Annotated in this window: 9 protein-coding genes and 1 pseudogene; 7 read left to right on the top strand and 3 right to left on the bottom strand. The window is 67.3% G+C overall.

Translation table 11 applies throughout. From position 1 onward, the window contains the following. From F0185_RS18360 to F0185_RS34870, 6 genes and pseudogenes are all read left to right on the top strand, one after another. Positions 1-883 (top strand): annotated as a pseudogene (locus F0185_RS18360) (DNA polymerase III subunit gamma/tau); the annotation flags it as partial. A gap of 46 nt (positions 884-929) precedes the next feature. Beyond that, complete coding sequence (locus F0185_RS18365) at positions 930-1,256, top strand: YbaB/EbfC family nucleoid-associated protein (RefSeq protein WP_166887680.1); 327 nt, start codon at positions 930-932, stop codon at positions 1,254-1,256. Positions 1,257-1,272: 16 nt separating this feature from the next. Then, positions 1,273-1,863: a recombination mediator RecR gene (recR, locus tag F0185_RS18370; RefSeq protein ID WP_166887677.1), complete on the top strand. Its 591-nt coding sequence runs from the start codon at positions 1,273-1,275 to the stop codon at positions 1,861-1,863. Further along, positions 1,863-3,083 (top strand): CaiB/BaiF CoA transferase family protein, encoded by a 1,221-nt coding sequence (locus tag F0185_RS18375; protein WP_167226819.1) that lies wholly within the window; start codon positions 1,863-1,865, stop codon positions 3,081-3,083. Before recR ends, F0185_RS18375 begins: the two co-directional genes overlap by 1 nt. Before the next feature lie 109 nt (positions 3,084-3,192). Continuing rightward, a complete protein-coding gene (locus tag F0185_RS18380) occupies positions 3,193-4,329 on the top strand; it encodes a glycosyltransferase (protein WP_167226821.1) in 1,137 nt (378 codons plus the stop codon). Continuing rightward, positions 4,310-5,413, top strand: coding sequence for a DUF2334 domain-containing protein (locus tag F0185_RS34870; protein ID WP_370664036.1), 1,104 nt, complete (start codon positions 4,310-4,312; stop codon positions 5,411-5,413). The genes F0185_RS18380 and F0185_RS34870 overlap by 20 nt, the downstream gene beginning before the upstream one ends. On the opposite strand, the gene F0185_RS18395 is transcribed toward F0185_RS34870, so the two are convergent. Next, positions 5,353-5,637 carry a hypothetical protein gene (locus F0185_RS18395; RefSeq protein WP_167226823.1) on the bottom strand — a complete coding sequence of 95 codons (285 nt, stop codon included), beginning with the start codon at positions 5,635-5,637 and terminating at the stop codon, positions 5,353-5,355. The genes F0185_RS34870 and F0185_RS18395 overlap by 61 nt on opposite strands. A 215-nt stretch (positions 5,638-5,852) precedes the next feature. Here F0185_RS18395 and F0185_RS18400 point away from each other — a divergent pair, with 215 nt between their 5' ends. Continuing rightward, positions 5,853-8,252, top strand: coding sequence for a penicillin acylase family protein (locus F0185_RS18400; RefSeq protein WP_167226825.1), 2,400 nt, complete (start codon positions 5,853-5,855; stop codon positions 8,250-8,252). Between the two features lie 211 nt (positions 8,253-8,463). On the opposite strand, the gene F0185_RS18405 is transcribed toward F0185_RS18400, so the two are convergent. Further along, complete coding sequence (locus F0185_RS18405; protein WP_167226827.1) at positions 8,464-10,569, bottom strand: putative bifunctional diguanylate cyclase/phosphodiesterase; 2,106 nt, start codon at positions 10,567-10,569, stop codon at positions 8,464-8,466. Positions 10,570-10,571: 2 nt separating this feature from the next. After that, positions 10,572-13,457 (bottom strand): response regulator, encoded by a 2,886-nt coding sequence (locus F0185_RS18410; protein ID WP_167226829.1) that lies wholly within the window; start codon positions 13,455-13,457, stop codon positions 10,572-10,574. Positions 13,458-13,650 lie beyond the last annotated feature (193 nt).

Below are 13,650 nucleotides of genomic sequence, written 5' to 3' on the forward strand. Positions count from 1 at the left end.
ACAAGCCGCGCCGCCCGCGCCTGTACAACAAGCGGCGCCGCCGGCCAGCGTACCGGCCATGAATTCGGCGCGCGCCGCCATCAATGCCGCTCTCGAAGCGGCGCGTTCGGCCAGCCGTGGGCAAAACTCGCCGCCGCGCCGTCCGACGGCGATGTCGAACCAGGCCGCCGCCAGCGCCGCCGCCGCCGCGCCGCCGGCCCCCGCAGCGGATCCCGAGCCCGAGCCCGCACCGAAGCCGCCGCCGCCGTGGGAGCAGGGCGAACCGCAGGCCGCCGCGCCGCAGCCCATGCCGGCGCCACCGCCCGCGCCGCCGATGCCCGAAGCGCACTATCCCGACATGCAGGACGACGGCGAGCCGCCGTCGTGGGTCACCGAATTTTCCGACGACACCGCCGTCGCGCAAGAGGCGCCGCCGGCAGCGGCCGCACGCGCTCCCGCGCGGCCGCGCCCCGTCTACGTCATCACCCCGGTTCCCGACCTCGACTGGGACGGCAACTGGCCGGCCCTGGCCGCCGGCCTGGTGCTGCGCGGCGTGTCGCAGCAACTGGCGCTGCAAACGGAGCTGGTGTCGTGCGTGGTCGACGCTAAGGTCACCACCTTCAGCCTGCGCGTGCCGATCGACACCCTGCGCGCCAGCGGCAATACCGAAAAACTGTGCGCGGCGCTGCAGGAGCGCTTCGCCAATACCAAGATCCACCTCGAGATCGACATCGGCCCGGTGTGGTACACCGCCAGCGCCGAAGCGATCGCGTACCGCGAAGAGTGCCAGCGCGTGGCCGAGGAAACCGTGGCCAACGATCCTTTCGTCAAGGACGTGATGCGCGACCTTGGCGCGTTCATCGTGCCCGGCTCGGTGCGTCCCGCCCCGAGCGCGCCGGCGTAAACCGAACCACCTATTTTCTAATTCCTTACATTCCCGGAGAATCACCATGATGAAGAACCAGCTCGCAGGCTTGATGAAACAGGCGCAAGCCATGCAGGACAACATGAAGAAGGCGCAGGAGCAGTTGGCGACCGTCGAAGTCGAAGGCCAGTCCGGCGCCGGCCTCGTGAAGATCGTCATGACGTGCAAGAACGACGTCAAGCGCGTCACCATCGACCCGTCGCTGCTGGCCGACGACAAGGACATGCTGGAAGACCTGGTCGCCGCCGCCTTCAACGACGCCGTGCGCAAGGCGGAAGCAACGTCCGCCGAAAAACTCGGTGGCCTGTCGGCCGGCATGCAGCTGCCGCCTGGCTTCAAGATGCCTTTCTGAGGCATAGTCCACCCACATGTCCAAATCGCTCGACTTCCTGACCGAAGCGCTGCGCCGCTTGCCCGGCGTCGGCCCGAAGTCGGCGCAACGCATGGCTTTCCACCTGCTGCAGCACGACCGCGAGGGCGCAGCCATGCTCTCGCGCGCGCTGTACCAGGCAGTCGACGCGGTGCATCACTGCGCGCTGTGTAACACCTTCTCCGAAACCGAGGTGTGCGACCTGTGCCTCGACGAGCAGCGCGACAGCGCCTTGCTGTGCGTGGTCGAAACCCCGGCCGACCAGATGATGATCGAGCAGACCCTGACTTACAAGGGCCGCTACTTCATCCTCATGGGTCGCCTGTCGCCGCTCGACGGCATCGGCCCCAAGGACATCCATCTCGAAAAACTGCTGGTGCGCGCGGCCGACGGCGTGGTCGGCGAAGTGGTCCTGGCGACCAACTTCACCAACGAAGGCGAAGCGACCGCGCACTACATCAGCGAGATGCTCAAGGCGCGCGGCCTGAAGGTCAGCCGCCTCGCGCGCGGCGTGCCGGTCGGCGGCGAGCTCGAATACGTCGATCCCGGCACCATCGCGCGCGCGATGCTGGACCGGCGCAGTACCTGATGACGGCGGCGGCTTCCAAAACCAGCGCGCTGGCAGGCCTCAAGGTGCTCGAACTGGGCACCTTGATCGCCGGTCCGTTCTGCGCGCGCATGCTGGCCGAATTCGGCGCCGACGTGATCAAGGTCGAAGCGCCCGACGGCGGCGACCCGATCCGCCAGTGGCGCATCCTCAAGGACGGCACCTCGCTGTGGTGGTCGGTCCAGTCGCGCAACAAGAAAAGCATCACCCTCAACATGAAAGACGAACGCGGCCGCGCCATCGCCCGCCAACTGGCGCTGGAAGCGGACATCATCATCGAAAACTACCGCCCCGGCGTGCTCGAAAAATGGGGCATCGGGTATGAAGCGATCAAGGCCCTCAACCCGGCCGCGATCATGGTGCGCCTGTCCGGCTTCGGCCAGACCGGACCGATGAAAGACCAGCCGGGCTTCGGCGCCATCGGCGAGTCGATGGGCGGGCTGCGCTACGTGTCGGGCCACGCCGACCGCCCGCCGGTGCGGGTGGGCGTGTCGATCGGCGACTCGGTGGCCGCTTTGCACGGCGTGATCGGCGCCATGATGGCGCTGCGCCACCGCGACGCCACCGGCGGGCGCGTGGCCGGCGAAGGGCAGATGGTCGACGTGGCCCTGTACGAAGCCGTGTTCAACCTGATGGAGTCGCTGGTGCCCGAGTTCGACCACGCCGGCGTGGTGCGCGAGCGCACCGGCGGCGCGCTGCCGGGCATCGTGCCGTCGAATACCTACACCACCGGCGACGGCGAGAACATCGTCATCGCCGGCAATGGCGACGCCATTTTCAAGCGCCTGATGCTGGCCATGGGCCGCATCGACATGGCGGGCGACGCGCAACTGGCGCGCAACGACGGGCGCGTCCCGCGCAGCGCCGAGATCGACGAGGCCATTCAAGCCTGGTGCGCCACCCAAAGCATCGACAGCGCGCTGGCGATCCTGAAGGCGGCCGATGTCCCGGCCGGCAAGATCTACTCGGTGCGCGACATGATGAGCGACCCGCAATTTCTCGCGCGCGAGATGTTCGAGCAGCACCATTTCAGCGACGGCACGCCGGTCAAGCTGCCGGCCATCACGCCCAAGCTGTCGGCCACGCCCGGCCAGACCCGCTGGCTCGGGCCGACGCTGGGCCAGCACACCGATGAAGTTCTTGCCAGCCTCGGCTACGATGCGGACGCGATTGCCGCCTTGAGGCAAGCTCAGGTGCTGTAAGGGCGCGTCCGCGAGCGCATCCCCAGCTTGCGCACCGTCCGTTTGCGTGCGCTCAAACTTCCCGTTTTTTCCACTGCTATGGTGGGCTTTCCCAACTGAGCCCACCAGCATGCACCTCGTCGACATCACCATGTTTTATGCCGCGGAAGGCGGCGGCGTGAGCACCTATCTCAACGCCAAGGCGGCCTGGCTGGCGCGGCGCAGCCGCGTGCGTCACACCATCCTCAGCACCAACGTCGACAACCGCGCCGGCCCGCCCGCCTTGCGGCGCGTGCCCGCCCTGGCCGTTCCGGGCATGCACGGCTTTCGCGTGCCGCGCACGGTCGGGGCGCCCGCGCGCCTGATGCTCGGCCTGCAGCCCGACCTGATCGAAGCGGGCGACGCCTTCCACGCCGCATGGGCGGCCTTGCGCGTACGGCGCCGGCTGGGCGTGCCGGCGGTGGCCTTTTATCACTCCGACCTGCAGCGCCTGGTGCATGAACGCTTCGGTCCGGGCGCGCGCTGCGCCGCCGGCGCCTACCTGGCGCACCTGTACCGCCAGTTCGACCTGGTGCTCGCGCCAAGCCGGCTGATGGTGCACCAGCTGGCCGCCATCGGCGTGCGGGGCGCGGTGCACCAGCCGCTCGGGATCGACATCAATACGTTCACGCCACAGCGTCGCACCGAATCGCTGCGCCAGGAACTGGGCGTCCCGCCCGACACCCGCCTGCTGGTCTACGCCGGCCGCTTCACCGCCGAGAAAAAGCTGGCGGTGCTGAGCGACGCGGTGGCCAGGCTCGGGCCGCCATACCACCTGCTGCTGATCGGCGGCGGGGGCGAGGCGCCGCGTTGCGCCCGCACCAGCGTGATCAGATTCCAGCGCGACCAGTGCGTGCTGGCGCGCCTGCTGGCCAGTTGCGATGTGCTGGTCCATCCGGGCGACTGCGAAACCTTCGGCCTGATCGTGCCCGAGGCGATGGCATGCGGCTTGCCGGTGGTGGGCACGCGCGGCGGCAGCGTGGCCGAACTGATCGACGAGCGCACCGGCATCGTGGTTGAGCCGAACAGCGTCGATGGCCTGGCGGCCGGCATCGAAGCGATCTACGGCCAGGACCTGGCCGGCATGGCGCGCGCGGCGGCGCGCAAGGCGCGCGAGCAGTACGACTGGAACCGCATCATGCCGCAGCTGATGAACCGCTATGCCGGCTTGCTGGCGTCGCGCGCGCGCGCCGACCTGGAGGCCGAACGTGTCTGCGCCACCGAATGAGCATGAGCGCGTGTGGACTGGCCCGGAGACGGTGTGCCGACCCGCGCCGCCGGATCAGCGGGCGGCGCTGTGCGTCGTCATCCACGACGTGGCGCCGGCCACCTGGCCCGACTGCCTGCGCCTGTCGCAGGCCGTGCGCGAGGTCGCGGACGTGGCGTTGACGTGGCTGGTGGTGCCGCGCTGGCACGGCAGCGAGGCGCGTTCGCCGGTGTTCGAAGCGGCGCTCGACGGCTTGCTGGCCGACGGGCACGAACTGGCCCTGCATGGCTACAGCCACCTCGATACCGCCGCGCGCTCAAGCGGCTGGCGTAGCCGTTTCCTGCGCGGGGTCTACACCGAAGGGGAGGGCGAGTTCGCCGCGCTGGACGTGGGCGAGGCGCGCCGCCGCATCGCGCTGGGGCGGGCGTGGTTCGACGCACGCGGCTGGCCCGTGAGCGGCTTCATCGCGCCCGCGTGGCTGCTTGGCGATGGCGCCTGGGAGGCGCTGCGCGCTTCTCCGTTCATTTACACGACGACGTGGCGTCATTTTCATTGCTTGATGCCGAGGGAGGCGCAGTCAGGCCAGCCGCCATCGAGCCCGCAGCCCGCGCAGCCACAGCCGTGCCCGGAGCCCGCGCAGCCGCCGCCCGTACCGCAGCAACGCGAACCGCGAGAGTCCGGTCTGCATCAATCCGCGCAGCTGCAACGCCAGCTTATGCCGCAGTCCTCAAAACCGTCGTTCCCGCGCAGGCGGGAACCCAAGTTCGCCGCGCCGATACCGCCTCGTCCCGAGGCCTTACTCTCCCCCTCCCTCGTGTACGCCGCGCGCAACCGTACCGGCCGCATCGTCTCCCCGCCCGCCGCATGGATGCTCGCCTGGCTGCTGCGCGACGCGCCGCTGGTGCGCCTGGCCCTGCACCCGCGCGACGCCCGCCATCCCGCTCTACTGCGCCACGCGCAAACACTCATCGCGCACCTGCTGCAAACGCGCGTGGCGCTGACCAAGGCCGGCTTCGCCCGTCAATGGCCCAGCGTGGCCTGGCGCTACCAGGACGGCCCCCAATACCCGCCCAGCGACCAGTGCGAGCGCCCCAGCGCCCCATAGTAGTGCGGATAGCCATAGCGCTGCAGATCGTCGCGCGCGCTAAGCTGCAACACGCAATTGCGCCAGGTATCCGAGTTGGACGGATAGCCCAGCTTCGAGCACGCCGGCCCGTACACCACCATGGTGCGTTCCATCTCCGCCTGCGCCGCGGCGGCCCTTTGCTGCGGCGTGGCGCAGCCCGCCAGCAGCAGCGCGCCCATGCACACCGACATCAACTTATGCATCGAACTCTCCTTTGTGCGCGACCGTTTTGCGCGCGGTCGCGAATCTCCTTGATATAGCTTAAGAGGGCGGCAGGGCAGGGGTGTGATCCATATCAAACCGCTACGGGGAACCTCTTAGTTGTTCTAGTCTCGTATCGACGACGGGCGCCAACAATGTTTGCGCCGATCATGATTTTTCTGGCAAGATGCTTTGCGAAATCAATTCGGGGAGAGTTATGCGTACGCATGGAATCAAAGTCTGGTCGTTGCGGCTGCTGGTCGGCCTTCTTGTCCTGCTGGTGCTGGCCGCGCTCGCCGTGTGGCTGTACCTGCGCGCCAGCCTGGCCCGGCTCGATGGCGACGTCCAGGCGCCCGGCCTGTCGGCCCCGGTAACGGTCGCGCGCGACGAGCATGGCGTGCCGCTGATCAGCGGCGAGCGCCGCGCCGACGTGGCCTACGCCACCGGCTTCGTGCATGCGCAGGAACGCTTCTTCCAGATGGACCTGCTGCGCCGCGTGGGCGCCGGTGAGTTGGCCGAACTGTTCGGCGCGCGCGCCTTGCCGCGCGACCGCGCCAACCGGCTACACCGCTTTCGCGCGCGCGTGGCCGCCTCGCTCAAGCTGCTCAATCCGGCCGACCGCCTGCTGCTCGATCGCTACGTGGCGGGCGTGAACGCCGGGCTCCATTCGCTCGGCGCCAACCCCTTCGAATACGCCCTGCTCGGGGTCAAGCCGCGTCCCTGGAGCGCCGACGACTCGCTGCTGGTGGTGTGCGCCATGTACTTCGACCTGCAAGGCACGGTCGAACCGCGCGAACTGACGCGCGGCTGGCTGCGCGAGCACAGCGACGCCGCGCAACTGGCCTTCCTGCTGCCCGCCGCCAGCAAATGGGACGCCCCGCTCGACGCCGCCGGCGTCGACTTCACGCCGGCGCCGATCCCGCCCACGCCGCCGGCATGGTGGGGCAAGGCGCGCAAGATCGATGCGCAGAAAATGGCCTCGGCCGACTTCATCGATTCGGTCGGCAGCAACAACTGGGCCGTGGCCGGCAGCCGCAGCAACGATGGCGCGGCCATTGTCTCCGACGACATGCACCTGGGCCTGTCGCTGCCCAACACCTGGTACCGCATGGCGATCCAGTACCCGGACGCCAAAGGCGCGCCAAGGCGCATCGTCGGCGTGACCCTGCCGGGCGCGCCGCCGGTCATCATCGCCGGCAGCAACGGGCGCGTGGCCTGGGGCTACACCAACAGCTACGCCGACCTGCTCGACCTGGTGATGCTGGGCCAGGACGCGCAGCGCCCGGGCCAGGTGCGCACCCCGGCCGGCTGGGAAAAACCGACGGCCGTGGTCGAAACCATTTTGGTCAAGGGCGCGCCCGCCGAGCGCATGACGGTGCACGAAACCTCGCTCGGGCCGGTGCGCGAGACCGACGGCAAGCCGTACGCCATCCATTGGCTGGCGCATGCGCCGGCCTCGCTCAACCTCAATCCGATCCGGCTCGAGACGGCTGATACGCTCGACGAAGCGCTGGCGATTGCGGCCACCATCGGCATCCCGTCGCAGAATTTCGTGGGCGGCGACGACAAGGGCAATATCGGCTGGACCATCTCCGGCGCGCTGCCGCGCCGCAGCCAGGGCGGCAGCGGCGCCACCTTTCCGCTGCTTGTCGATGGCGGCCAGGCCAGCTTCGACGGCGCGCTGGCGCCGAGCGATTACCCGCGCGTGGTCAATCCGCCCGGCGGCCAGCTTTCGACCGCGAATGCGCGCCAGTTAAATGGCGCCGGTGCGCAGATCCTTGGCGACGGCGGCTTCGATATCGGCGCGCGCAACCGCCAGATCCGCGATGCGCTGGCCGCGCTCGGGCCCAAGACCGACGTGGCGGGCGTGTACGGCGTGGCGCTCGACGACCGCGCGCTGTTCGTGGCGCCGTGGCGCGCGCGCGCCATCAAGGCGCTCGATGCGCCAGCGTTGCAGGGCAAGCCGCAGCGCGCGCAGTTCCTGGCGCTGTTGAACCAGGGCTGGAGCGGGCGCGCCAGCGTGGAGTCGAGCGGCTACCGGCTGGCGCGCCATTTCATGTGGGCGCTGGGCGATGTGCTGTTCGAGGGTGTCAATGGCGACCTGGCGCAGCTCCATCCCAAGTCGACCATGGCGCTGGCCACCTCGCGCTGGCCGGAGGTGCTCGCGCGCCTGCTGGACGAGCAGCCGGCGGCCTGGCTGCCGCCGGGGCATGCGAGCTGGCAGTCGGTGCAGCTGGCGGCGATCGACCGGGTGATTGCGGACCTGGCGGCCGATGGCGTGCCGTTGGAAAAAGCGACCTGGGGCGAGCGCAATACGGCCGCGATTGCGCATCCGATTGCAGCGGCGGCGCCGTTGCTGGCGCGCTGGCTGGGCGCACCGGCCGATATGCTGCCGGGAGACGCCAACATGCCGCGCGTGTCGGGGAAAAATTTCGGGCAGTCGCAGCGCCTGACGGTGTCGCCGGGGAAGGAAGAGCAGGGGGTGTTCAATATGCCGGGTGGGCAGAGCGGGCATCCCTTGTCGCCGTATTTCATGGATGGACACGCGGATTGGGTGGCGGGGAAACCAACGCCGTTGCTGCCGGGGGCGGCAAGGCATACGCTGACGTTCAAGTAGAATTCGTAACGAGTAACGAGTAACGAGTAACGCTACCACACGACACGACACGCGCCGCGCCGTCGTTCCTGCCACTGGCAGAACCGACTTCCCGCGAAGGCGGGAATCCAAGTTCTTCGATAAGCCTTCGACTTCGGCGCGAAATTGGGTCCCCGCCTTCGCGGGGACGACGGCTCTGAAGATAACGACTTAAAGATGCAGTGCCCTCGCTTTACTTCATCGCCAGCGCCAGCGCACCGGCCTTGTTGAGCATCAGCGTAATCGATTCATGCGGCGACGGGTGCCCCAGGTAAAACCCCTGCACCAGGTCGCACCCGTATTCTTCGAGCAGCACCAGCTGTTCATCGGTCTCCACGCCCTCGGCCACCACCACCATCTTCAAGCCGTGCGCCATGGCGATGATGGCGCGCGTGATGGCGGCGTTTTCCGAATCCTGCGGCAACCCGCAGATAAAACTCTTGTCGATCTTGAGCGCCCGCACATCGAAGCGCTTGAGGTAATTCATCGACGAGTACCCGGTCCCGAAATCGTCGATCGACAGATACACGCCAATCCCGCGCAGTTGTTCGAGCGTCGCCATGGTCGCCTTGGCGTCGTCCATCAGCGTGCCTTCGGTCAGTTCGAGTTCGAGCATCTTCGGATCGAGCCCCGAGTCGTGCAATGCCGACAGCACGATCTGGGTCAGGTTTTCATCCTTGAACTGCTTGGCCGATAAATTGACCGCCATCCGGATCGACTGCCCGGTCGCTCTTTGCCATGCCTTGGCCTGGTTGCAGGCGGTGCGCAGCACCCATTCGCCGATCGGCACGATCAAACCGGTTTCCTCTGCCAGCGGAATGAACTCGGTCGGCGAGATGATGCCGCGCTCCGGATGGCGCCAGCGCACCAGCGCTTCGACGCCCACGATCTCCGACGAACGCACGTCGATCTGCGGCTGGTACAGCAAATACAGTTCTTCGTTGCGCAGCGCCTTGCGCAGGCCCACTTCCAGCTTCACGTGGCTCATGATCTGCATCGTCAGCGAGGAACTGTACAACTTGGCGTTGTTCTTGCCGCAGTTCTTGGCGTGGTACATGGCGGTGTCGGCGAACTTGAGCAGCGAATCGCAATCGTCGCCGTCTTCCGGGAACAGCGAAATGCCGATGCTGGCCGTGACAAAGATCTCGTGCCCTTCGATCAGGAAGGGCCGCCGCATCGCCTCCTTGACCCGGTGCGCCACATTGAGCGCGTTCTCGACCCGTTCCAGGTCGGGAATGAGGATCGTGAATTCGTCGCCGCCCAGGCGCGCCAGGTTATGCGACTGGTCCCCGCGCGAGACCAGGTCGCTCGGGCGGATGGTTTCGCGCAGCCGCTCCGAGACGATCTTGAGCAGATGGTCGCCCACGTTGTGGCCCAGCGTGTCGTTGATGCGCTTGAAGGCGTCCAGGTCCATGAACAGCACCGCGAACTTTTTCTTGCCGACCTTGGAGCGGTGCAGTTCGCGCTCCAGCGTTTCGAGGAAGGCCTGGCGGTTCGGAATGCCGGTCAGGCTGTCGCAGTAGGCCAGGCGGCGGATCTGTTCTTCGGTGCGGCGCCGTTCGCTGATGTCGCGCACCAGGCCAAGCACTTCGTCGGGACCGGTGGCGACCAGGCGCGCTTCGAAGTGCTGCACCATGCCGAAGCTGACCAGTTCATATTCGACCGAGCGCACGTGCTGGGTATCGAGCACGCAGTGCATCTGCTCGAGCAGGCGCTCGGCGATGTCGCGCGGGAGCACTTCGGTAATGTGCTTGCCCACGCACAGCTCCGCCGGAATCGCCGCCGAGGCGTCGTGGCCTTGTTCGTAGTCGAGATAGACGCCGTCCTTGCCGAGCCGGAAAAAGGTGTCCGGAATGGCCGCCAGCACCGCGCGGTTGTGGGCGTCGGCGATGCGCAGGCGCACGATGGCGTCGCTGGCGCGCAGCACGTACAGCACGCGGTGCCCGAGGATCGGCCAGTTGATCGGCTTCGACACAAAATCGGTGGCGCCGGCCTCGTAGGCGTTGGTCACCGCTTCGATGTCGTCGCCGCCGGTGACCATGATGATCGGCACCGGCGCGCCGGTCTCGATGCGGCGGATCTCGCGGCAGGCCGAAAAGCCGTCCATGTTCGGCATGTCGACGTCGAGCAGGATCAGGTCCGGCGCCATGCTCTGGTAGAGGGCCAGCGCCTGCAGGCCGTCCTCCGCTTCGATCGCGTCCAGCCCGACCTGGCCGAGCATTTCGAGCATCAGCAGGCGCATGACCGGATCGTCGTCCGCCACCAGGACGACGCCGCGTTTGATTGGGGTAGCAGCCATTTTCAGTGTTCCTTCTCTAGGAGGGCATGCAGCGAGTGGCACACGGCCTTGAATTCCCGCTCCATGTCGGTAAGAATGCCGGACGCGCCTTCGGTGGTATCGGTGCGGCCCAGCGTTTCCATGTCTTTGCACATCTGCGCCAGCGTCTCGGCGCCGACGTTGGCGCTGCTCGACTTGAGACTGTGCGCGATCTTGCGCAGGTTGCCGGGATCGACTCCGGCAATGGCCTGGCGCAGCGTGTTCAGGTGCTGCGGCGTGTCGCCGACGTAAGCGGCGATGACGCGCTGCACCAGCGCGTCGCCGCGCTCCTTGCTCAGCGCCCGGATGTTTTCGAGCGCGTGACGGTTGATGACGTCGCGCTGCACCGCGCCTTCGCGCAGCACGGCGCCGTGCGCGGGCGCCACCAGCGCCGCCGGCGCCGTCCGGGCCGGTGGAGCCGGTGCGGCCGGTGGCGGCGCGGGACGCTCGTCGTGATGGACGCTGCCGGGCAGCGGCAGGGTGATCCAGCGTCCGAGCACGGTGGCCAGTTCCTGCTGCGTGAACGGCTTGCTCAGGTAGTCGTCCATCCCGGCCGCCAGGCACGCTTCCTGGTCGCCCTGCAGCGCGTTGGCGGTAATCGCAATGATCGGCAAGGTGCGCGCGCGTCCGCATTCGCGTTCGTGGCGGCGGATTTCGGCGGTGGCCGCAAAGCCATCCATGACCGGCATCTGGCAATCCATCAGCACCACGTCGTAGCCGTCGGTGCGGGCGGCGGCCAGCGCTTCGGCGCCGTTGCGGGCGCAGTACACGCCCAGGCCGAGCGAGTCGAGCATGGCGGTCGCCACTTCGACGTTGACCGGATTGTCTTCGGCCAGCAGCACGCGCTGGCGGCGCAGCTTGCGCCCCGCCGGCGCGGCCGGGGCGCGCGCCACGGGGGCCGCCGCCAGCGCGCTGGCCGGCTTGCCGCGCGGGCGCGTCATGATGCATTCGAACAGATCGGCCGCGCGCGCCGGTTTGATCAACTGGTAGGCCACGCCGGCGTCGCGTCGCTGCACCGGATCGGCCGCCAGGCGGTTGTCGCTGATGAGCATGATGCGGGTGGCGCTGGTGGCCGGGTCGCCCTTGATGCCGGCCGCCAGCGACAGGCCGCTGGTGCGCTCGAGGTCCATGTCGACGATCGCCACTTCGTACGGGCGCCCGGCGTGCGCCGCCGCCAGCAGGCGGTCGACCGCGTCCGCCGCCGATACGGCGCTGTCGCTGGCCACCTGCCATTCGGCCAGCTGGCGTTCGAGGCTGGCGCGGCTGGCGGCCTGCTCGTCGACGATCAGTACGCGCATGCCTTCGGTCATGCGCAGGCTGGCGTCGAGCATGTTCGGGTCGACCCGGCGCTTGTCGAAGCTGACCGTGAACCAGAAGATCGAGCCATGCGGCGATGCATTGTCGACCCCGATCTTGCCGCCCATGAGTTCGACCAGCTGGCGCGAGATAGCCAGGCCCAGGCCGGTGCCGCCGTACTTGCGCGTGGTCGAACTGTCGGCCTGCGAAAAGGCGTCGAAGATCCGGCTGCGCGCCTCGCGCGAGACGCCGATGCCGGTGTCGTGCACCTCGAAGCGCAGGCCGACGCTGGCGCCGTCTTCAGTTTCGACATCGACCTTGGCCAGGATCTGGCCGCGCTCGGTAAACTTGAGCGCGTTGCCGATCAGGTTAGCCATGATCTGGCGCAGGCGGTTGGGGTCGCCGCAGATGGCGATCGGGATATCGTTGGCGATCGCAAAGTCGAGCGCGATGCCTTTCGCTTGCGCTTGCGGGGTGTAGATGGTGTTGATGTCATCGAGCAAGTCCCACAGGTTGAAATTGATGTACTCGATCGACAGCTTGCCGGCCTCGATCTTGGAAAAGTCGAGAATGTCGTTGATGATCACCAACAGGTGCTCGCCGGAACGCTTGACCAGCTTGGTGTAGTTGCGCTGGGTATCGTTCAGCGAGGTGCTGAGCAGCATCTCGGTCATGCCGAGCACGCCATTCATGGGGGTGCGGATTTCGTGGCTCATGGTGGCCAGGAAGGCGCTCTTGGCGCGGCTGGCCGCTTCGGCCGCGTTCTTGGCCTTTTCCAGCTGTTCGGTGCGCACGCTGACCTGGCGTTCGAGCTCGTCGCGATGGTGGGTGAGGGCGGCGCCGCGTCCTTCGATCTGGGCCAGCATGGCGTTGAAACTGTCGATCAGCGAACCCATCTCGTCGGTGCGTTCGTGCGCGATGCGCAGGTTGTAGTTCTGGCTGGCCGAGACCTTTTGCGCGGCGTTGATGAGCTTGGCGACCGGGTCGGCGATGCTGGCCTTGAAGCGGCTCGCCAGCATCAGCGACATCAGCAGCGAGCCCCCCATGGCGCAGGCGATGATGCCCAGGCTTTTCAGGATGTCGAGCCACATCAGGGTCAGGTCGGCTTCGATCATCACGATGCCGACCTGGTAGTTGGCGTTGATCACGGGGCGGTACAGGCGCATGCGGCTGGACCAGAAGCGGCTGCCCTGGCGGCTCGCTTCGGCCAGCACGTCTTCGTCCAGGTTCATTTCGGGCGCGCTCGGTTCCGGCTCGGCCTGGCCGTTGCGCACGTAGCGGGCAAACAGCTTGCCTTTACGGTCGAACAAGACCGCGCTCGAGATTTCGACCTTGGCCTTGAGCGCCGACAAGGTGGCGCTGGCCTGGTCGCGGTCGTTGAACATCAGCGCGTCGACGCTGTTGGTGCCGATCACGCCGGCGAACGAGGACAGTTGCATGCCTTCATCCTTGCGGTGGCTGAGCACGGACGTGACGGCGAAGGCGATGAAGACGAAGAACAGGGCGGTGCCGGTCGACAGGAACGAGATGATCGTCAGTTTTTTGTTCAGGCTTGAGCGTTCGAAGTTCAGCATGATGAGACGACCCGGCAGAAAGAGTTCAATGTCCGGGAAATATGTCCCGCAGGAAAAATATACGGGGATTGATCTGGCACGACTTTGATAAGGCACAAACGTGACGGGACGCTGTCAAAAAAAGCGACAGTGTCAAACAGACAGCTGTTCCTTTCCGTTTGCCGGCGCCGGGCGAGCTGGCTTGACAAAAAAC

The organism is Massilia rubra (genome assembly GCF_011682065.1).
GTDB classification, from domain to species: Bacteria; Pseudomonadota; Gammaproteobacteria; order Burkholderiales; family Burkholderiaceae_D; genus Telluria_A; species Telluria_A rubra.